Raw genomic sequence first — 20,810 nt, 5'->3', positions numbered from 1 at the left:
TCGCCGTACAGCCCTTGTCCTCCCGGGACTCTCCATCCGGCCCCGAAAACGTCCGAGGCGCACAGAGCGCAGAAGAAGCCGCCCATGCACCAGCCGACTCCGTCCTCCGATGCCGGTGACCGCCCTGGCGCAAGCTTGTCGCAGCCGTCGCAGCCGTCGCAGCCGTCGCAGCCGTCGCAGCCGTCGCAGCCGTCGCAGCGGCCGGTGGAAGGCTTGGACCCCGGCCGCATCCGCCGTCCCCCGTCACCCCCTTCCCCGCTCCGGTCCTCCTCCCTCTTCCCGCCGCCGAGCTCCGTGCCACACCCTCCACGCTCGGCGCCCCGCCGTTCCGTCGAACTGCCGCCCACCCACAACACGCTGATCTGTGTCGCCCTCCCAGGGCTCGCCGTCTCCACCGAGCAGGGCCAGCTGAACGGCCGGGGACTGGAGGGTTTCTACCGCGCGGGACGGCGGGTGCTCTCCCGCTGTCAGGTGCGGGTGGCCGGACGTGAACCGCTGGCGGTGCAGGCCAGGATGACGGCGGCCGACCGCGCGCGGTTCGTCGGAACCGTGCGGGTGTCCCCGGACTGCGGCCCGGACCCCGACCTCGTGGTCGAGCGGACCCGGCACGCCGACGGTACGGAGCGCATCACCCTGCGCAGCGTGTCCTGGCGCCCGCTGCGCCTGCCGGTCGAGGTCGCGCTCGGCACCGACCTGGCGGATCTGGGCGCGATCGCCGCGGGCAGCACGGGACCCGAACTGCCCGCCAGCGTGCACGACTCCGGGCTGCGCTGGTCCGGTGCCACCGGGAAATCGACGGTCACCGCCGACCCGCCGCCCGCCGACGCGCTGGCCTCCGCGGGGCTACTGCGCTGGGAGTTCGAACTGCCGCCGGGCGGTACGGCGAGCGTGGAACTGAGGGTACGGCCGGACGGCGCGGGACCGGTCCGGGCCGTGGGTCACGGGGCGACCAGCCCACTCGCCTCCGCACGGGCGGCCGGTGACGACCCCCGGGTCCAGGCGCTGCTGCGAACCAGCGTCGAGGATCTCCAGGCCCTGCTGCTGCGCGACCCCGCGCACCCCTCCGACACACACCTCGCGGCGGGGGCGCCCTGGCGGTGCGGTCTGGCCCCGGCGGAGTCGCTCACGGCGGCCCGCATGACGCTGCCCCTCGGTACACGGCTCGCCGCAGGCACACTGCGGACCCTGGCCCGGACCCAACTCCCGTGCCCCGGAGCACAGTTCGGAATGATCCCGGGACCACGCCGCGATGCCGGCGCCCATCTGCCGCCGGGCTGCACAGGGACGGAGGCGACCCTGCTTTTCCCGGTGCTGCTCGCGGAGGCCCGCCGCTGGGGGCTTCCGGAGCAGGAGACGCAGGAGTTAGTGCCGGCCGCCGAGCGCTGTCTGACCTGGTTGCGGACCACCGTGGGCGACGGCACCTATCTGCGCGACCCGCAGCCCGGTGGACCGGTCCGCTGCGAAACACAGGCCCACGCCCACCGGGCAGCACTGCTCGGAGCCGATCTGCTGGACGCGTTCGGCAGACCCGGCGGTGCCGGACTCCGGCAATGGGCCCAGGAGTTGCGCACCGCCTTCCGCGCGGACTTCTGGATCGGAGACCTGGGCGGCGGTCGCCCGGCAGCGGCCCGGGTCACGGACGGACGTCTCGTGCCGCACCTCGGCGCGACCGCGGCCCATCTCCTCGACACCGGACTGCTGGGCGGCGGCGAGTACGCACCCGGCCTGCTCGACAAGGCGCGGGCCGAACAACTCGCCCGGCTGCTCGGAAGCCCGGACATGGACTCGGGCTGGGGACTGCGCGGCCTGGGTACGAAGGAGCTGGGATTCAGCCCGTTCGGCCACCGGAGCGGGGCCGTGCGGGTGCAGGAGACGGCGATCGCCGTCGCGGGCCTGGCCGCCGGCGGATTCGAGAAGGAGGCCACCTCGCTGTTGCAGGGTGTCCTGGCGGCGGCCGAGGCGTTCGGACACCGGCTCCCCGAGATGTACGCGGGGGAGCAGCGTACGGAGGGGAGCGCTCCCCTTGCCCACCCGGCCGCCTGCCGTCCGGCGGCCACGGCAGCCGCAGCCGGAGTACTGCTGCTGACCACCCTCGCGGGCATCCGCCCCGACGCCCCCGCCGGGACGGTCACCCTCTGTCCGGTCCGCAGCGCGCCCCTGGGCGAGATCGGCCTGACGGGTCTGCGGATCGCGGGCGCCCCCTTCTCCGTACGGGTCGGCCGACTCGGTGTCGCCATGGTCGAGGAGGCGGCCGACGGACTGCAGTTGGGAGCGTGACCTCGTACGAGTCCGTGTCCGTCGACGGCCGGAAGCGGTGGAAGAACCGCGTATCGCACCGAAGTGGATCAGTCACGGCGGTACCGGCGAAGGGAGTGTTTATCGTCAGGCAGACGACTATGATCGCCGCATGTCCTACGACCCGTCAGCGTATCCGCCCTTCGCCGTCACCGTGGACCTGGTCGTGCTGACCGTGCGCCGCCATGCTCTGTGCGGGCTGGCGGTACGTAGGGGTGAGCCGCCCTTTCAGGGACGCTGGGCGCTACCAGGCGGCTTCGTGCGGGCCGACGAGGACCTGGCCCAGGCCGCCGCCCGCGAACTGGCCGAGGAGACGGGACTGCGTGCCCACGACCCGGCGGTCCCCGCCCAGGACAACGGAGCGCATCTGGAGCAGCTCGCGACCTACGGCGACCCCAAGCGCGACCCGCGGATGCGCGTCGTCAGCGTCGCCCACCTCGCACTCGCCCCCGATCTGCCCGCACCCCGCGCCGGCGGCGACGCCAGCAACGCGCGCTGGGCACCCGTCGAGGAGTTGCTGCAACAGGGCGGCTTCGGACGCGACGGCGATCCGGTGGCGCCGCTCGCCTTCGATCACGCGCAGATCCTGTCCGACGGGGTGGAGCGCGCCCGTTCGAAGATCGAGTACTCGTCCCTGGCCACGGCGTTCTGCCCCACCGAATTCACCGTCGGTGAATTGCGCCGCGTCTACGAGGCCGTGTGGGGAGTGGCGCTCGACCCGCGCAACTTCCACCGCAAGGTGACCGGCACGCCGGGCTTCCTCGTCCCGACCGGCGGTACGACGACCCGTCAGGGCGGACGTCCGGCACAGCTGTTCCGGGCCGGCGGGGCCACGCTGCTCAACCCGCCGATGCTGCGCCCCGAGGTGTGACGTCGCAGCACCGCGAACGGGGTGATCAAGCATCGCGGTGCGGGCCGTTCGGTGCCCGAAAAAACGGACATAGCGCGCTATCTTGCTGTGGGTGATCCAGGCCTTCGGACTGACCAGCAACGCCCGCAAGGAGCATCCGCCCGCCGTCGACGACGTCTCCTTCGAGGCCCGTGCGGGCAGTGTCACCGCACTCCTCGGAGCACCGGGTGCGGGGAAGACGACCGCGCTCAGGCTCATGCTAGAACTCCAACAGGGGCGTGGAATCACCTACTTCAGGGGCCGCCCCCTGCATCGCATCGCCCACCCGTCGCGCGAGGTCGGCGTGCTCCTGGGCGACGTGCCGGGACATCCGGCCCGCTCGGTCCGCGGCCACTTGCGGATGCTGTGTGCCGCTGCGGGTGTTCCGGCCCGGCGGGCCGACGAGGTCCTCGAAGCGGTCGGCCTCGTCAGCCTGCGCGACGAACGCCTCGGCAGCCTCGCCCGCGGCATGGACCGCCGCTTGGGCCTCGCCTGCGCCGTGCTGTCCGACCCGCACACGCTGGTGCTGGACGAACCCGCGGACACGCTCTCCGCCCGCGAAGGCCGCTGGCTGTACGGCATGCTGCGCGCGCACGCAGCCCAGGGTGGCACGGTCCTGTTCAGCACGGCCGAACCCAAGGAGGCCGCCCGCAGCGCCGACCGGGTCGTCACCCTCGAACAGGGCAGACTCGTCGCCGACCAGGAGGCCGGAGACTTCGCCCGCACCCGGCTGCGCTCCCGCGTCGCCGTCCGCACCCCACACGCCGCCCGCCTCGCCGCCCTCCTCACCAAGGAGGCCCGCACCGCGCACCGCTCCGTCGAAGTCGTACGGGAGGAGGGCAACCGCCTTTCCGTGTACGGCAGTACGTGCGCGGACGTCGGTGAGACGGCGTTCCGGCACGACATCCTCGTACACCAACTCGCCGACGAGATCGGCGACATGGGGCCCGGGGCCGGAACGTCCCTTCGGGGTGAGCCGGAAACCGGCGACGAGCCGCGAGTGCCGGCCCCCTCGTCGCCGACCGTGACGGCATCGCCTCTCACGGACGTGCCGTTCGCCGAGCAGCCGTCGCCCCCGATCTCACCTACGCTGCCCGCCTCGGAAGAACCCGAGCCTGCCGCACAAGCCCACCCGCCGTACGAGGCTCAGGCAACTGCCGTCAGCCCCCTGCGAGAAACCGCCGTTGACCCCGTGGTTCAGCCGACCGCCACAGGCCCCCCTGCGACACCCGGCCCCCGCGCGCCGAGTCCCGCCCGCTCCCGGCTGGTCCCTCTCGTCGACCCCGAAGAGGTAACCGTGCCCTCCGCGCGTGGCCCGCGCCCTTCGCGAGCCGCCACCCTCGACGCCCTGTCCCCGCTTCCGCCCCCCATCTCCGTCCGCTCCGCCCCCAGTCCGCTGCGCCCGCTCCGCTACGAGCTGCGCCGTGCCACCGGTATCGGCACCGGTTTCCTGACCGGGGCCGCCGTACTCGTCGTGTCCGCCCTCACCGCACTGCTGTTGGCCCGCATCGGGCACACCCCGCAGCCGCGCCTGCTGGCCGCGTGGCCACGGGAGCTGCCGCTGCCGCCCGCGGCGCTCGGCGCGGGACTGCTCGGGGCGTTCGCCTTCGGCGACGAGTTCCGGCACCCTGCCCTGGCGGTGGACCGCGGCACCGTGCCCCGGCGGATGGGGCTCCTCCTCGCGAAGCTCCTCGTCTCCGCGGCCACCGCGCTGCTGCTGGGCTTCCTCACGGTGGGCTGCGACGCCGAAGTGCTCTATCTCGTATACGGACGGGAGCTCGCGCAGGTTCCCGCCGACTGGCTTTCGGCGAGCGCGAGTTGGACCGGTCTTGTCGTCGGGTGCGCCTGGGCAGGCGTGCTGGCCGCCGGTATCTTCCGGTCCACCACGGCCGGGCTCGCCGCTGTGGTCGCCGTACCGATTCTCGTCGTGCCCCTCGTGCACAAGGCGCTGGAAGGGCCGGCCGTGCGGGCCGCGGCAGGCTTTCCCCTGCGGATGCGGAAGGTGTTCCTGCTGCAGTGGCCCTTCGGTGGTGAGCGGTATCTGTCCGCGGCGGCGCGAGTGGTCGCCCAACCCGTGGGCGGGGCACTGACGTTGTCGCTGACCGCACTGCTCTGCGCGTATCTGCTCACGACCCTGCGTAGCAGGGTCCGGTGACGACCGTGCGCACCCTTCGGGTCCCGCTCTGCGCACAACTCCCCGGAGAAAGCCCATTTCTTTCCGATAAGGCGTCAATTGCGACGGGGTGAGCGATCACCCTTTCGTGTGCTTTTCACCAAAGACCTCAAGGGAGTTGGAGCCAACGCCGACAAAGGATCCGTGAGTACCCTTGCGCACACCATGATGACCGCCGCCCGCTCCGCAGACTCCGGTCTCGCCGGCCCGGGCGAACTCGACCGCTACCCCTATGCCGAGGCGCCCGTCACCGAGCGCCTCGGAGCCCCTTCCTGGGACGGTTCCGACCCCGAGTTGGGCCGCGTGGGCCGTCGTGCCGCGGGCAGCCGCGGACGCGGACTGCACGGCCAACTCGTCCAGCAGCTGGGCCAGATGATCGTCTCCGGCGACCTGGGCGCCGACCGTCCGCTGGTGCCCGAGGAGATCGGCCAGCGTTTCGAGGTCTCCCGCACCGTCGTCCGCGAGTCGCTGCGCGTCCTGGAGGCCAAGGGCCTGGTCAGCGCCCGCCCGAACGTCGGCACGCGCGTGCGTCCCGTCAGCGACTGGAACCTCCTCGACCCGGACATCATCGAGTGGCGCGCCTTCGGCCCGCAGCGTGACAACCAGCGCCGCGAGCTGAGCGAGCTGCGCTGGACGATCGAGCCCCTCGCCGCGCGCCTCGCAGCCGGGCACGGGCGCGAGGACGTCCAGCAGCGCCTCTCCGACATGGTCGAGATCATGGGGCACGCCATGGCGCAGGGCGACGCGCTGACCTTCTCCCGCGCGGACGCCGAGTTCCACTCGCTGCTCATCCAGGTCGCGGGCAACCGCATGCTGGAGCACCTTTCCGGGATCGTCTCGTCGGCCCTCCAGGTCTCCGGCGGCCCGGTCACGGGCTGTGACCGCCCGAACGACGCCTCCCTGGCGCACCACGCCCGAATCGTCGACGCCCTCGCCGCAGGCGACGGCGCGGCGGCCGAGGCGGCCATGCGGCAGCTGCTCATCGTGCACCCAGAGGTGGAGCGCGTGGTGCCCGCCCCGCGCGAACACTGACGCGCGGGGTGGCAGGCGCGGTCGAGGTGCGCCGCGCTCCCGTGGCGCCGCCCGGCCTGGTCGCCGTCTTCCGCCGGACCCCGCAGGATCCTCCAGGGAACCGGCGGGGTCCGGCGGTGCGACGGGGGCCGGATCTCGCTGAGAAGCGCCTCTCGCGGCCCTGGGTGACCTCCTCTGCCCGTGTCTGACCGTTTTTGAGCGCTTACGGGGTGTGACTCGGGCCACGCAGATTGGGCGTAACGCTCGCGGGAACTGCGCGATGACCTAAGAGGTGACAGCCGCGGAAGGGAATACGGACGCCGTTCAGGGCGCTGTGCTTCTTCCCGGCTCCAGCCCGCGCCGTCGGCCCATCCCCAAGTCGGCGGTCGTCGGCTCCTGTCCGTACCGGACGGGGCCGGAAGCCGTTTTCCATCGTTCCGAGAGGTTGTTCGTGTCGGCCAGCACATCCCGTACGCTCCCGCCGGAGATCGCCGAGTCCGTCTCTGTCATGGCGCTCATCGAGCGGGGAAAGGCTGAGGGGCAGATCGCCGGCGATGACGTGCGTCGGGCCTTCGAAGCTGACCAGATTCCGGCCACTCAGTGGAAGAACGTACTGCGCAGCCTCAACCAGATCCTCGAGGAAGAGGGTGTGACGCTGATGGTCAGTGCCGCAGAGCCCAAGCGCACCCGAAAGAGCGTCGCAGCGAAGAGTCCGGCCAAGCGCACCGCCACCAAGACGGTCGCCGCGAAGACGGTGACCGCCAAGAAGGCCACCGCCACCGCGACTCCGGCGGCGCCCCTCGCCGACGCTCCCGCCGAGGACGACGCCCAGAAGGCCGTTGCCAAGAAGGCGGCGCCCGCCAAGAAGGCGGTCGCCAAGAAGGCCGCCGCCAAGAAGACGACTGCTGCGGCGGCCAAGAAGACCAGCGCCAAGAAGGACGACGCCGAGCTCGTCGACGACGAGGCCGTCGAGGAGACCCCCGGCAAGACCGGGGACGAGCCCGAGGGCGCCGAGAGCGCCGGCTTCGTACTCTCCGACGAGGACGAGGACGACGCACCCGCGCAGCAGGTTGCCGCTGCCGGTGCCACCGCCGACCCCGTCAAGGACTACCTCAAGCAGATCGGCAAGGTCCCCCTCCTCAACGCCGAGCAGGAGGTCGAGCTCGCCAAGCGCATCGAGGCGGGCCTGTTCGCCGAGGACAAGCTGGCCAACGCCGACAAGCTCGCCCCCAAGCTCAAGCGCGAGCTGGAGATCATCGCCGAGGACGGCCGCCGCGCCAAGAACCACCTCCTGGAGGCCAACCTCCGTCTGGTGGTCTCCCTGGCCAAGCGCTACACCGGCCGCGGCATGCTCTTCCTGGACCTCATCCAGGAGGGCAACCTCGGTCTGATCCGCGCGGTCGAGAAGTTCGACTACACCAAGGGCTACAAGTTCTCCACGTACGCCACCTGGTGGATCCGTCAGGCGATCACCCGCGCTATGGCCGACCAGGCCCGCACCATCCGTATCCCGGTGCACATGGTCGAGGTCATCAACAAGCTCGCGCGCGTGCAGCGCCAGATGCTCCAGGACCTGGGCCGCGAGCCCACCCCGGAGGAGCTGGCCAAGGAACTCGACATGACCCCGGAGAAGGTCATCGAGGTCCAGAAGTACGGCCGCGAGCCCATCTCCCTGCACACCCCCCTGGGCGAGGACGGCGACAGCGAGTTCGGTGACCTCATCGAGGACTCCGAGGCCGTTGTCCCGGCCGACGCGGTCAGCTTCACGCTCCTCCAGGAGCAGCTGCACTCCGTCCTGGACACCCTGTCCGAGCGCGAGGCCGGTGTGGTCTCGATGCGCTTCGGTCTCACCGATGGTCAGCCGAAGACCCTCGACGAGATCGGCAAGGTGTACGGGGTCACCCGTGAGCGCATCCGCCAGATCGAGTCCAAGACCATGTCGAAGCTGCGCCACCCGTCGCGTTCGCAGGTGCTGCGCGACTACCTCGACTAGGTCGTAGTCGTACGTCACGGAAGGCCCGGTTTCCCGTCAGGGAGCCGGGCCTTCGTGCCGGCCGCGGGTGCGCGGCGCGGCACGCTGGATCACTCTGGGTCTCTCATGACCATCCCAGAGTGAGGAACGTACATGCGTCGTCTCTTTGCCCGGGCGCTGACCCGGCCGCTGGTCCTGGCGGCTGCCGCGTCCGCCATACCGCTGGTCTCCGCGGTCCCCGTGGCCGCCGACAGCATCGTCGTCGGCGGGTTCCCGGTCGATGTCTCCGAGAGCCCGTGGACAGTGGCGCTGTCCAGCAGTGACCGGTTCGGGGGTACCCGGGCGGGACAGTTCTGCGGCGGTGTCGCCGTCGCCCGGACCACCGTGCTGACCGCGGCCCACTGCATGGGCGACGACGTCCTGGGTGCGCCACCCAACCGCGCGGGCGACCTCAAGGTCCTCGCGGGCCGTACGGACCTGCTTGCGGGCAGCGGCCAGGCGATCGCCGTACGGGAGGTGTGGGTCAACCCGGACTACGACACCGTCAGCAACGCCGGTGACTTCGCCGTGCTCACCCTCGCCGCACCGCTGCCTCAGAGTTCGGTGATCGGGATGGCGGCCACGGGCGACACGGCCTACCGGCCGGGTACGGCCGCCACGGTCTACGGCTGGGGCGATCTCAGCGGCGGCGGCGACTACGCGGGCAGCCTGCACGCCGCGCGCGTCCACGTACTGCCCGACGCCCGCTGCGCGGAGGCGTATCCGGGCAGAGCGGACGGCACCTACCTCCCTGAGGCCATGCTGTGTGCCGGGGAGCCCCAGGGGGGCCATGACGCCTGTCAGGGGGACAGCGGGGGGCCGCTGGTCGCCCAGGGCCGGCTGATCGGGCTGGTGTCGTGGGGCAACGGCTGCGGGCGGGCCGGGAGCCCCGGCGTCTACACCCGGGTGTCCGACGTCCTGCGGACGCTCGGCCGCCACCGCGGCGCGCCGGGCCCGCACAAGGGCGCCTGACGGCCGCTGAGGGGCATCCGTGGATACGAGGACGGGCGGCCCCGCTCCTGTGGTTCAGGAGCGGGGCCGCCCGTCGCCGGCCTGTGCCGGTGCTGGCTCGTCGTGGACGCGAAGTGTCAGCGCTCTTCTTCAGGAGTGCTTGCTGCGGGAGCGGCGGTCAGTCGCTCCGACTCGTCCTGTATCTCAGCGGCGATCTTCTTGAGTTCCGGCTCGAACTTGCGGCCGTGGTGGGCGCAGAAGAGCAGTTCTCCGCCGCTGAGCAGGACGACGCGCAGGTATGCCTGGGCGCCGCAGCGGTCGCAGCGATCGGCGGCCGTCAGCGGGCTCGCGGGGGTCAGAACAGTAGTCACGTCGCCTCTTCTCTAGCTCGACGAGCTGTCGTACCAGGGTCAACATCCAACCAGCCCGAAAACGTTCCCGCTCTGGGCTTTTCCTCGAAAAATTCTTCCGGGGCGGCTGTCTGCTGCCGGTTGGCGGCGAATGTGCCGTATTGCGTGTCTATGTGTCTGTACGGGTTCGCGCTGTGGGTCGGGGTCGGTCCTCCCGGCTGGGTTGCCGGTTGTTCATGAGGACGTGCCCGGAGCCTAAATGGTTCATGCCCCGAAGGGAACGTGATATGTACTTCACTCCATCGAGGGATCGAACAGGTATACGACCCTGGACTAGTGTGAGGAGGAGACGAGGGTGGCGTTACAACGGCTCTACCAGGCCTCGGTACCCTCTGAGCGGCAACCGAAGCCGGGCCCTTACCCAAAAGGGCCTCATCTGAAATTCAGCGAGGAGCGAACCGCGTGACCGCCGAAATGTCCGTGCCGTCGACAGCGCTGCTGGCAGGAGCAGACCGGGACGGTTCCAACTACACCGCGCGGCACCTGCTCGTCCTTGAGGGGCTAGAGGCCGTACGCAAGCGCCCGGGAATGTACATCGGGTCGACCGACAGTCGTGGCCTGATGCACTGTCTGTGGGAGATCATCGACAACTCCGTGGACGAGGCCCTCGGAGGCTACTGCGACCACATCGAGGTGATCCTGCACGACGACGCCTCCGTGGAGGTGCGGGACAACGGCCGGGGCATCCCGGTCGACGTCGAGCCCAAGACCGGCCTCTCCGGTGTCGAGGTCGTCATGACCAAGCTGCACGCCGGCGGCAAGTTCGGCGGCGGCTCGTACGCCGCCTCCGGTGGTCTGCACGGCGTGGGTGCCTCCGTGGTGAACGCACTGTCCGCGCGGCTCGACGTCGAGGTCGACCGCAATGCCAGCGTCCATGCCATCAGCTTCCGGCGCGGTGTGCCCGGCTCCTTCACGGCGGCCGGCCCCGACGCCGCGTTCGAGCCCGGTGGTCTACGCAAGACCAAGCGGATCCCCAAGACCCGCACCGGCACGCGCGTGCGCTACTGGGCCGACCGCCAGATCTTCCTCAAGGACGCCAAGCTCTCCCTGGAGAACCTGCACCAGCGGGCCCGCCAGACCGCGTTCCTGGTGCCCGGGCTGACCATCGTCGTCCGCGACGAGTACGGCCTCGGCGAGGGCGGCAGCAAGGGCGAGGAGTCCTTCCGCTTCGACGGCGGCATCAGCGAGTTCTGCGAGTACCTGGCGAGCGACAAGCCGGTCTGTGACGTCCTCCGTCTGTCGGGCCAGGGCACCTTCAAGGAGACGGTGCCCGTCCTGGACGACCACGGCCAGATGACGCCCACCGAGGTCACGCGCGAACTCGGTGTCGACATCGCGCTGCGCTGGGGGACCGGTTACGACACGAACCTCAAGTCGTTCGTCAACATCATCGCCACCCCCAAGGGCGGCACCCACGTCGCGGGCTTCGAGCAGGCCATCGTCAAGACGATGAACGAGGTGGCCCGCGCCAAGAAGCTGCTGCGCGTCGCCGAGGACGACGTCGTCAAGGACGACGCCCTGGAGGGCCTCACCGCGGTCGTCACCGTCCGGCTCGCCGAACCCCAGTTCGAGGGGCAGACCAAGGAGGTGCTCGGTACGTCGGCGGCCCGCCGCATCGTCACCAACGTGGTCACCAAGGAGTTCAAGGACTTCCTGACCTCGACGAAGCGCGACGCGGCGGCCCAGGCCCGGGTGGTCATGGAGAAGGCCGTCGCGGCGGCCCGTACGCGTATCGCGGCCCGGCAGCACAAGGACGCGCAGCGCCGCAAGACGGCCCTGGAGTCCTCCTCGCTGCCCGCCAAGCTCGCCGACTGCCGCAGCGACGACGTCGAGCGCAGCGAGCTGTTCATCGTCGAGGGAGACTCCGCGCTCGGTACCGCCAAGCTCGCCCGGAACTCCGAGTTCCAGGCGCTGCTGCCGATCCGCGGCAAGATCCTCAACGTCCAGAAGTCGTCCGTCACCGACATGCTGAAGAACGTCGAGTGCGGCGCCATCATCCAGGTCATAGGAGCGGGATCGGGCCGCACCTTCGACATCGACGCGGCCCGCTACGGCAAGATCATCATGATGACCGACGCCGACGTGGACGGCTCCCACATCCGCTGTCTGCTCCTGACCCTGTTCCAGCGCTACATGCGGCCCATGGTCGAGGCCGGCCGGGTGTTCGCCGCGGTGCCGCCGCTGCACCGCGTCGAGCTCGTCCAGCCCAAGAAGGGTCAGGACAAGTACGTCTACACGTACTCGGACCGCGAGCTGCGCGAGAAGCTCCTGGAGTTCCAGAGCAAGGGCGTCCGGTACAAGGACTCCATCCAGCGCTACAAGGGTCTCGGCGAGATGGACGCCGACCAGCTGGCCGAGACCACGATGGACCCCCGCCACCGCACCCTGCGCCGGATCAACCTTTCCGACCTGGACGCGGCCGAGCAGGTCTTCGATCTGCTGATGGGCAACGACGTGGCACCGCGCAAGGAGTTCATCTCCAGCTCGGCCGCGACACTGGACCGGTCGCGCATCGACGCGTGACCGCCGACGTGTGACCGACGGCGCCGGGCATCGGCTCCGGTCCCGTTCCGAGCCCCACCCGGGCCTGGAACCGAGGCACCGGCCGATGCCCGGCGCCGTCGGTCTGCTCCACCCGTGGGTGGAGGTCGGTGCGGTCGGCGGATCCACCCACGATCCACCCTGGCGCCGATCTGCCGACCTGTGAATTTCCGTAGCTTCGAAAGCGTCGGCAGCGCTCGCCGCCGACATCCCCTTCCGCTCACGGAGGCACTGATGTCCGGGCTCGTCAACGCGCTGGTGCTGGTGGCCGTCGCCGCCCTGGTGATCGTGCGACAGTTCAGCGCTCGCCAGATCGGGACCGACCGGCGCTGGTGGCTCCTCCCCGCCATCCTCGCGGTCGTCGCCCTCCGCGAGCCCGGCATACTCGACGCTCACCACCACACCGAATCGGCCCTCCTGCTCGGCGTCGAACTGCTCATCGGGCTGGCCACCGGAGCCGGCTGGGCCTGGACCACACGCCTGTGGGTCGAGACGGACGGTTCCGTGTGGAGCAAGAGCACCAAGGCGAGCGGGGGCGTCTGGATCGTCGGCATAGCCCTGCGCGTCGGCCTCATCGCCCTGGGCGCGCTGATCGGTGTACACCAGAACAGCTCCGCCCTGATGCTCGGTCTCGCGGCCACGCTGCTGGTCCGCTCCGGCGTCCTGGTATGGCGGGCCCAGTCCTTCACCGGGACGGCCGGATCCGCTGCGGCGTACGGATTCGGCATGGCGCCGCCCGCCCGGAAGGAGCGCGCGTGACGGAGAACGCGTGGACGCGGTGGCCCTCGCGGGAGGCGCTGAGCCGAGCAGGCGTCTCACGGCCCCGGCGCCTGCTCGCCTGGACCGTCCGACTGCTGGTGATCGGCATGCTGCTCTGGGGCGCCTTCACCGGCGACCACATCCACGGCTGGGCCCTCGCCGGAGGCATCGGCGGAATCCTCGTGATCGCCGCCATCGCCTGGGCCTTCTGGCGCACCACCCTCGCCCACCGACTCTGGCCGTCGGTGGCCCTCATCGCTGCGCTCCTCGGGATCGCCATCGCGGGACAGGCTGTCGGCTTCACGGTCCCGGCCCTCGTCGTCTGGTGCGGCTGCGCGGTCAGCTCGCTGGAGCGGCTGCCCATCGCGGTCGCCGTGCCCGTGACGTCGGTGTCCCTCGCGACCTTCGCCGCGGTCAACAACGACGTATGGCTGACCACCGCGGTCACGACGGCCGGACTGGCCCTCGCCGGCTACACGCTCCGCCTCGACGCCGAGGCCCGGGGCAACGCCCAGCGGCTGCTCACCCAGGAGCGCATGGCCCGCGCGGCAGAGGCGGAGTCCGCCGCGCTGGCGGAGCGGGCCCGTATAGCCCGGGAGATCCATGACGTGCTGGCACACAGCCTCTCGGCCCAGCTCGTGCACTTGGAGGCGGCCAGGCTGCTGATCGAGCGGGGCGCCGACCTGGAGACAATTCTCGAACGGGTCGTGGCGGCACGGGGAATGGCCCGCGACGGCCTCGCCGAGACCCGGCAGGCCCTGTCCGCGCTGCGGGGCGAGATGACCCCGCTGGAGGACTTCCTGACCGAGATCGTCGCTACGACCGCCGGTGCGAAGGTCACCGTTACGGGTGACCGGCGGCAGCTCTCGGCCGAGGCCTCGCAGGCCGTGCGTAGGGTCGCCCAGGAGGCCCTGACGAACGTCCGCAAGCATGCCCCGGGCGCCAAGGTGCTGCTCCGGCTGGAGTACGGCGAGCACGAAGTGAGGCTGGACGTACGGGACTCGGGCGGTTCGCCCGGTGAACTGACCGGTGCGGGAGGTGGGTACGGTCTGCTGGGCATGCGGGAACGCGCCGAGCTGCTGGGCGGTTCACTGCGCGCCGAGCCGGAGGAGGAGGGATTCGTGGTGACGCTGAAGGTGCCCGCATGACGGAGGAGGCCGTGAAGAAGCCCGCGCGGGTCGTGGTCGCGGACGACCAGACCGTCGTACGGGAAGGCATCGTGATGCTGCTGGGGCTGCTGCCCGGGATCGAGGTCGTCGGCGCCGCGGGCGACGGGGACGAGGCGGTGCGGCTCGTTGCCGAACTCGCCCCGGACGTGGTCCTGATGGATCTGCGCATGCCCCGCTGCGACGGTGTCGAGGCGACCCGGCGGATCCGTGCGGAGCATCCCGGAACGCAGGTCGTGGTGCTCACGACCTTCGCGGACGACGCGTCACTCTTCCCGGCGCTGCGCGCGGGGGCACGCGGCTATCTCACCAAGGATGCGGGCGGCGACGAGATCGTACGGGCCGTGGAGAGCGTGTTTTCCGGGGACGCGGGCCTGTCGCCCAGCATCCAACGGCGGCTGCTGGAGCGCCTGTCGGACCCCGGGCCGCAGCCCTCGCCGGGTCCCGCCGAGCCGCCGGACGGGCTCACCGTGCGGGAGACCGAGGTGCTGGTGCTGATCGCCGAGGGCCTGACCAACCAGGAGATCGCCCGCAAACTGCATGTCTCCACGGCGACCGTGAAGACCCACATCAACAATCTGTTCGGCAAGACGGGGCTCAAGGACCGTGCGCAGGCGGTGCGTTACGCCTACGGGAAGGGACTGGTGCGGCCACCAGCGGGTTGAGTCACCTGATGGGGTGAAGACCCAGGAGAAGAAGGGTCGGGGATCTTCCCGTTCTGTCCATCCTTGGGCATGCAGTCAAGCAACGGTCGTCCCCGCGGTGGCGCGAGTGATCACGAGGGTCCGGCCGAGAACCACGAAGGTCATGACCTGACCCCCGCCGAGGCACCCGGAAAGGTGAGATACCACGACCCGTGGTACGACGCACTCGCGTCCGGCTGGGGCGAGTTGGACGGCACGGGGGTGCCCGCTCCCGAGGTGCCGGCCGCGCGCAGGGAGGACGGAGGACCGGCGCTGCGGGCCGGGGACGTGTATCTCGACGTGCAGCGCAGTGCGGCCTTCCAGGAGGTGCGCAGCCGGTATCTGAGGTTCGTGGTGCCGGGCATGATCGTCTTCCTCGCCTGGTACGTGGCGTACGTGGTGGCCGCGACGACCGCGCCCGGACTGATGGCCCGGCCCGTGGCGGGTGCCGTGAACGTGGGGATGGTCGCGGGGCTCGGGCAGTTCCTCACCACGTTCCTGCTGACCTGGGCGTACGCCCGCCATGCGCGGCTGCGCAGGGACCGGGCCGCGCTCGAACTGCGGTGGGACACCCAGGAACTGACGCGTGGTGTGCGAGGCGGTGTTCTGTGACCGGCAACCATCAGACGCTGGCGTTGCTGCTGTTCAGCGGGTTCGTCGCCGTCACCCTGGGGATCACGACCTGGGTGAGCCGCAACCGGCACGGTTCCGCGGAGGAGTTCTACGCGGGCGGGCGGCTCTTCTCCCCCATGGAGAATGGTTTTGCCATCGCGGGCGACTACATGTCGGCCGCCTCCTTCCTCGGCGTCACCGGGCTCATCGCGCTGTACGGCTACGACGGCATGCTGTACGTGGTGGGCTTCCTCGTTGCCTGGCTCGTGGTGCTGTTCCTGGTCGCCGAACTGGTGCGCAACTGCGGGCGGTTCACGCTCGCCGACGTGGTCGCCGCGCGGATGAGCGAGCGGCCCGTGCGGATCGCGGCGGGAACTTCCTCGGTCACCGTGTCCGTTCTGTATCTGGTGGCACAGATGGTGGGCGCGGGCAGTCTGGTGTCATTGCTGCTGGGCGGGACGAGCCCGGCCGCGCGGGCGTGGACCGTCATCGGCGTCGGCGCGCTCATGGTGATCTACGTGTCGTTGGGAGGGATGCGGGCCACCACCTGGATCCAGATCGTCAAGGCGATCCTGTTGTTGAGCACCACCGTCGCGCTGACGGTGCTGGTGCTGCTGCGCTTCCACGGCAACATCGACCAGCTGCTGCTCACCGCGGCCGACCGCAGCGGCCACGGCCTGTCGTTTCTGGCGCCGGGGCTCAAGTACGGCGGGGACTGGACCGCGCGCTTCGACTTCATGAGCCTGGGGCTGGCACTCGTGCTGGGGACGGCCGGACTGCCGCACATCCTGTCCCGCTTCTACACGGTGCCGACCGCGCGGGCGGCGCGCCGTTCGGTGGTCTGGTCGATCGGGCTCGTCGGCGGCTTCTACCTGATGACGATCGTGCTCGGCTTCGCCGCGGCCGCCGTCGTCGGACCGGAAGCCCTCAAGAAGTCGAACGCGGCGGGGAACACCGCGGTCCCGCTGCTGGCGCTCGACCTGGGCGGCGGCGCCAACTCCACGGGCGGCACAGTCCTGTTCGCGATCGTCGCCGCCGTGGCCTTCGCCACGATCCTCGCGGTGGTCGCCGGGATCACGCTGGCCTCCTCGGCATCCGTGGCCCACGACCTCTACGCGTCGCTGCGACGCCGCCGTGCCAAGCCGTACAGCGAGGTGGCGGTGGCTCGGACGGCGGCGGTCGGCATCGGTGTGATCGCGATCGCGCTGGGCCTGCTCGCCAGGGACCTCAACGTCGCCTTCCTGGTGGGCCTCGCCTTCGCCGTGGCCGCCTCCGCGAACCTCCCGGTGCTGCTGTACTCCCTGTTCTGGCGGGACTTCACCACCCGCGGCGCCGTCTGGGCCGTATACGGCGGACTGATCCCCGCGCTGGCCCTCGTGCTGCTCTCGCCGGTCGTGTCGGGCAGCCCCGATTCACTGTTCCCGGGCGTCGACTTCCAGTTCTTCCCGCTCCAGAACCCCGGCCTCGTCTCGATCCCGCTGGGCTTCCTGGCCGGCTGGCTCGGCACGGTCACCTCGCCGGAGATCCCGGACGAGGCCAAACACGCGGAGACCGAGGTACGGGCACTGACGGGGGCGGGGGCCGTGTAACGGGGGCGCCCACCGCCGTCGTACGGAAGCCGCTGCCGACCCCACGCGGCTACGGCGCCACCCAGGCGTAACGGTGTTCGGGGCGGCCCGTGTCGCCGTACTTGAGGGAGAGGCGGAGGCGGCCGGCCTGTTCCAGGTGGCGGAGGTAGCGCTGCGCCGTGGAGCGGCTCAGGCCGGTCTCGGCGGCGACCTCGTGGGCCGAGAGCGGGTGGCCGGCGCGGTGCAGGACGCCGCAGATCAGGTCCGTGGTCGGTTCCGAGTGGCCGCTCGGCAGACCGGGGGAGGCCGGTGCGGTGGTCGTGCGCAGGGCGCCGAAGATGCGGTCGACCTGCTCCTGGCCGGCGATGCCGCGCCCGCCGACGCGGTCGACGGTGCGGCGCAGGGCGGCGTACGAGTCCAGGCGGGTGCGCAGGGCGGCGAAAGTGAACGGCTTGACCAGGTAGTGCAGGGCGCCCAGGCGCATCGCCCGCTGCACGGTCGTCACATCGCTGGCCGCCGTGATCATGATGACGTCGGTCGTGTGGCCCTGTTGCCGCATGCGGTGGACGAGTTCGAGACCCGTCTGGTCGGGCAGGTAATGGTCGAGCAGTACGAGGTCGATGGCTCCGCGTTCCACGGTGGCCAGTGCCTGCGCAGCGCTGTGTGCGCGGGCGGCGACCCGGAAACCGGGAACCTTTCCCACGTACTTCGCGTTGATCTCGGCGACGCGGAAGTCGTCGTCCACGACCATGACGTCAATCATTGGGCCTCTTTCCTCAAGGCCAGGCGAGCGTTAAGCCCGTGTTTCGGCTCCGCAGTTGTAGCGCGAGCAAAACGAGCACAACAGGCTCTTGCGAGCAAAAGAACGGCTTGCGCCCAGAAGACTCCTGTTGTGGTCCGGGCCACATCTACGGTCCCGGCCATGAGCGCAGACACCAGCCCCGCCATCGAGCTGCGGGGCGCGAGCAAGACCTTCAGGACCCCGTCGGGGGGTCTGCACACGGCCGTACGGGGGCTTGATCTCACCGTAGGACGTGGCGAGTTCGTGGCGGTCGTCGGTCCCACGGGCTGCGGCAAGTCGACCACGCTGACCCTCGTCAGCGGACTCGAAGAGCCCTCCGAGGGCGATGTGCTGGTGGCCGGGGAGCCCGTCTCCGGCGTCGGCGACAAGGTCGGTTTCGTCTTCCAGCAGGACGCCACCTTCCCCTGGCGCACGGTCCTCTCCAACGTCATGGCGGGTCCGCGCTTCCGCGGCGTTCCGAAGGCGGAGGCCAGGGCGAAGGCGCGCGAGTGGCTGGCCCGGGTCGGGCTCTCCGCCTTCGAGGACCGCTATCCGCACCAGCTCTCCGGCGGTATGCGCAAGCGTGTCGCGCTCGCCGCGACCTTCGTGAACGACCCCGAGATCCTGCTGATGGACGAGCCGTTCTCGGCGCTCGACGTGCAGACCAGGGCGCTGATGTCGGACGAACTCCTGGAGCTGTGGGAGGGCACCGGCGCCTCGGTCGTCTTCGTCACCCACGACCTGGAGGAGTCCATCGCGCTGGCCGACAAGGTCGTCGTGATGACCGCCGGCCCGGCCACCGTCAAGCAGGTCTTCGACATCGACCTGCCGCGGCCCCGCAAGGTCGAATCCGTGCGCCTGGAGCCGCGGTTCATCGAGATCTACCGCGAGATCTGGGAGTCCCTGGGCGAAGAGGTCCGCATCACGCGCGAGAGGGGTGCGGCCAATGTCGCCTGAGGTCATGCCCGAGGACCGGGTCGTGCCGACCGCGGCCGAGCCCGGCGGCAAGACCGACCGCGCCCATTCACGCGCGCGTGCCGCCCGTAAACGCAAGCTCGGTGTCGGAGCGGCGAGAGCGCTGCTCCTGGTCGCCGTTCTCGGCCTGTGGGAGGCACTCTCCCGGGCCAAGGTCATCGATCCGTTCAACTTTTCGATGCCGTCGAAGATCTGGGACCAGATCTGGACCTGGGTGATGCACGGGACCGCGCTCGGCTCCCTGGGGGAGCAGATCTGGTACACGCTCCAGGAGGCGCTGCTCGGCTGGATCATCGGTGTGATCGCCGGTGTCGTGTTCGGTATCGCGTTGGGACGGATCGCCTTCCTCGCCGATGTACTTGGTCCATACATCAAGGTGCTCAACTCCATACCGAGGATCGTCCTCGCGCCCATCTTCATGATCTGGTTCGGACTCGGACCGGCCTCCAAGGTCGCCTCCGCCGTGGTGCTCGTCTTCTTCCCGGTGTTCTTCAACGCCTTCCAGGGCACCCGCGAGGTCGACCGCAACCTGGTCGCCAACGCCCGCATCCTGGGCGCGAGCGACCGCAAGGTGACTCTCCAGGTGGTCATCCCGTCCGCCACCTCCTGGATCTTCACCAGCCTCCACGTCAGCTTCGGCTTCGCCCTCATCGGCGCGATCGTCGGGGAGTACATCGGCGCGACCAAGGGCATCGGCCTGCTCGTCGCGCAGTCCCAGGGCACCTTCAACGCGGCCGGTGTGTACGCCGCGATGGTGATCCTCGCGGTCGTCGCGCTCGTCGCGGAGGGACTCCTCACCTTCGCCGAGAACCGCATCTTCCGCTGGAAGCCGTCGGGCTCCGACAGCTGAACGGGCCCTCGTGGCACGCCCGTTGAAGAGCCTCCCTTCCTCTCCGAACCGCACCCTCACAAGGACGTGAACCGCCATGCGCAAGACCGCCAGATACACCGCCCTGGCCGCCTCGGGCCTGCTCGCCCTCTCCTCGCTCACCGCCTGCGCCAACGACGCGGCGTCCACCGCCTCCACCAGCAAGGGCGACGGCAAGGGCGTGAAGGTCAAGATCATGGTCGGTGGCCTGGACAAGGTCATCTACCTGCCCGCGATGCTCACCCAGCGGCTCGGCTACTTCGACGCCGAGGGCCTGGACGTGGAACTGCTGAGCGAACCGGCCGGCGTCCAGGCCGAGACCGCGCTCGTCTCCGGGCAGGTCCAGGGGGCCGTCGGCTTCTACGACCACACGCTCGACCTCCAGGTGAAGGGCAAGTCGGTCGAGTCCGTGGTGCAGTTCTCGCAGGCGCCCGGCGAGGTGGAGGTCGTGTCCACCAAGGCGGCGGGGAAGGTCAAGTCGCCGAAGGACTTCAAGGGCAAGAAGCTCGGCGTGACCGGCCTCGGCTCCTCCACCGACTTCCTCACCAAGTACCTCGCCGTGAAGAACGGCATCAATGTCAGCGAGTTCACCCCGGTCGCGGTGGGCGCGGGACCGACCTTCGTCGCCGCGCTCCAACAGGGTTCCATCGACGCCGGTATGACGACCGACCCGACCGTCGCCACGATCCTCGACAAGAAGGCGGGCAAGGTCCTCGTCGACATGCGGACACCCGAGGGGTCGCAAGCCGCGCTCGGCGGGCCGTACCCCTCGTCAAGTCTGTACATGCAGACGGACTGGGTGAACAGCCACAAGTCCACTGTGCAGAAGATGGTCAATGCATTCGTCAAGACGCTCAAGTGGATGTCCACGCACAGCGCCACCGAGATCGCCGACAAGATGCCCGCCGACTACTCCCAGGGCAACAAGACCCTCTACGCCACCGCGATCAAGAGCACGCTGCCGATGTTCACCAAGGACGGCGTGATGCCGGCCAACGGCCCCGAGACCGTCGAGAAGGTGCTCAAGGCGTTCAACCCCACCATCAAGAACGCCGACGTGGACCTCGACAAGACGTACACGACCGAGTTCGTGAAGAGCGCGACAGGCTGACCGGCC

The 20,810-nt window shown here is 70.2% G+C and carries 17 protein-coding genes; 15 read left to right on the top strand and 2 right to left on the bottom strand.

Features of this window, described 5'->3' with window-relative positions; genetic code table 11:
* Positions 1 to 294: 294 nt before the first annotated feature.
* From OH768_RS14450 to OH768_RS14425, 6 genes are all read left to right on the top strand, one after another.
* Complete coding sequence (locus OH768_RS14450) at positions 295 to 2,277, top strand: glycogen debranching N-terminal domain-containing protein (protein ID WP_406453680.1); 1,983 nt, start codon at positions 295 to 297, stop codon at positions 2,275 to 2,277.
* 130 nt (positions 2,278 to 2,407) lie between these two features.
* On the top strand, positions 2,408 to 3,166 hold the full coding sequence (locus OH768_RS14445) for an NUDIX domain-containing protein (RefSeq protein WP_019072914.1): 759 nt from the start codon (positions 2,408 to 2,410) through the stop codon (positions 3,164 to 3,166).
* 91 nt (positions 3,167 to 3,257) lie between these two features.
* Positions 3,258 to 5,339 carry an ATP-binding cassette domain-containing protein gene (locus tag OH768_RS14440; protein WP_406453678.1) on the top strand — a complete coding sequence of 694 codons (2,082 nt, stop codon included), beginning with the start codon at positions 3,258 to 3,260 and terminating at the stop codon, positions 5,337 to 5,339.
* 162 nt (positions 5,340 to 5,501) lie between these two features.
* Positions 5,502 to 6,389: a FadR/GntR family transcriptional regulator gene (locus OH768_RS14435; RefSeq protein WP_086022045.1), complete on the top strand. Its 888-nt coding sequence runs from the start codon at positions 5,502 to 5,504 to the stop codon at positions 6,387 to 6,389.
* 430 nt (positions 6,390 to 6,819) lie between these two features.
* Positions 6,820 to 8,361: an RNA polymerase sigma factor gene (locus OH768_RS14430; RefSeq protein WP_406453676.1), complete on the top strand. Its 1,542-nt coding sequence runs from the start codon at positions 6,820 to 6,822 to the stop codon at positions 8,359 to 8,361.
* A 132-nt stretch (positions 8,362 to 8,493) separates the two neighbouring features.
* The gene (locus OH768_RS14425) at positions 8,494 to 9,351 is read left to right on the top strand and encodes a S1 family peptidase (RefSeq protein ID WP_406453674.1); all 858 of its coding nucleotides are present in this window, start codon (positions 8,494 to 8,496) and stop codon (positions 9,349 to 9,351) included.
* A 116-nt stretch (positions 9,352 to 9,467) separates the two neighbouring features.
* Here OH768_RS14425 and OH768_RS14420 read toward each other — a convergent pair whose 3' ends face one another.
* On the bottom strand, positions 9,468 to 9,701 hold the full coding sequence (locus OH768_RS14420; protein ID WP_019072919.1) for a hypothetical protein: 234 nt from the start codon (positions 9,699 to 9,701) through the stop codon (positions 9,468 to 9,470).
* Between the two features lie 441 nt (positions 9,702 to 10,142).
* Between OH768_RS14420 and OH768_RS14415 the strand changes: the two genes are divergently transcribed.
* The 6 genes from OH768_RS14415 (at position 10,143) to OH768_RS14390 (ending at position 17,090) form a co-directional block, all read left to right on the top strand.
* Positions 10,143 to 12,263, top strand: a complete 2,121-nt coding sequence (locus OH768_RS14415; protein WP_406453672.1) for a type IIA DNA topoisomerase subunit B — start codon at positions 10,143 to 10,145, stop codon at positions 12,261 to 12,263.
* Between the two features lie 252 nt (positions 12,264 to 12,515).
* Positions 12,516 to 13,040 (top strand): DUF1453 domain-containing protein, encoded by a 525-nt coding sequence (locus tag OH768_RS14410; protein ID WP_406453670.1) that lies wholly within the window; start codon positions 12,516 to 12,518, stop codon positions 13,038 to 13,040.
* A complete protein-coding gene (locus tag OH768_RS14405) occupies positions 13,037 to 14,188 on the top strand; it encodes a sensor histidine kinase (RefSeq protein WP_406453668.1) in 1,152 nt (383 codons plus the stop codon). Before OH768_RS14410 ends, OH768_RS14405 begins: the two co-directional genes overlap by 4 nt.
* A complete protein-coding gene (locus OH768_RS14400) occupies positions 14,185 to 14,871 on the top strand; it encodes a response regulator (RefSeq protein WP_406453666.1) in 687 nt (228 codons plus the stop codon). The genes OH768_RS14405 and OH768_RS14400 overlap by 4 nt, the downstream gene beginning before the upstream one ends.
* A gap of 69 nt (positions 14,872 to 14,940) precedes the next feature.
* A complete protein-coding gene (locus OH768_RS14395) occupies positions 14,941 to 15,501 on the top strand; it encodes a DUF485 domain-containing protein (RefSeq protein ID WP_406453664.1) in 561 nt (186 codons plus the stop codon).
* A complete protein-coding gene (locus OH768_RS14390) occupies positions 15,498 to 17,090 on the top strand; it encodes a cation acetate symporter (protein ID WP_406453662.1) in 1,593 nt (530 codons plus the stop codon). Before OH768_RS14395 ends, OH768_RS14390 begins: the two co-directional genes overlap by 4 nt.
* 49 nt (positions 17,091 to 17,139) lie before the next feature.
* Here the strand turns inward: OH768_RS14390 and OH768_RS14385 are convergent, their stop codons facing one another.
* A complete protein-coding gene (locus OH768_RS14385; RefSeq protein WP_019072926.1) occupies positions 17,140 to 17,832 on the bottom strand; it encodes a response regulator in 693 nt (230 codons plus the stop codon).
* 159 nt (positions 17,833 to 17,991) lie between these two features.
* Here OH768_RS14385 and OH768_RS14380 point away from each other — a divergent pair, with 159 nt between their 5' ends.
* The 3 genes from OH768_RS14380 (at position 17,992) to OH768_RS14370 (ending at position 20,804) form a co-directional block, all read left to right on the top strand.
* Complete coding sequence (locus tag OH768_RS14380) at positions 17,992 to 18,807, top strand: ABC transporter ATP-binding protein (RefSeq protein ID WP_200709977.1); 816 nt, start codon at positions 17,992 to 17,994, stop codon at positions 18,805 to 18,807.
* The gene (locus OH768_RS14375; RefSeq protein ID WP_406453659.1) at positions 18,797 to 19,675 is read left to right on the top strand and encodes an ABC transporter permease; all 879 of its coding nucleotides are present in this window, start codon (positions 18,797 to 18,799) and stop codon (positions 19,673 to 19,675) included. Before OH768_RS14380 ends, OH768_RS14375 begins: the two co-directional genes overlap by 11 nt.
* Positions 19,676 to 19,751: 76 nt before the next feature.
* Complete coding sequence (locus OH768_RS14370; protein WP_406453657.1) at positions 19,752 to 20,804, top strand: ABC transporter substrate-binding protein; 1,053 nt, start codon at positions 19,752 to 19,754, stop codon at positions 20,802 to 20,804.
* Positions 20,805 to 20,810: the final 6 nt, after the last annotated feature.

It is taken from the genome of Streptomyces sp. NBC_01622, assembly GCF_045209635.1.
Taxonomy (GTDB): domain Bacteria; phylum Actinomycetota; class Actinomycetes; order Streptomycetales; family Streptomycetaceae; genus Streptomyces.
The sequence above is the reverse complement of the archived record's forward strand: the minus strand, read 5'-3'. Positions and strand labels throughout refer to the sequence as shown.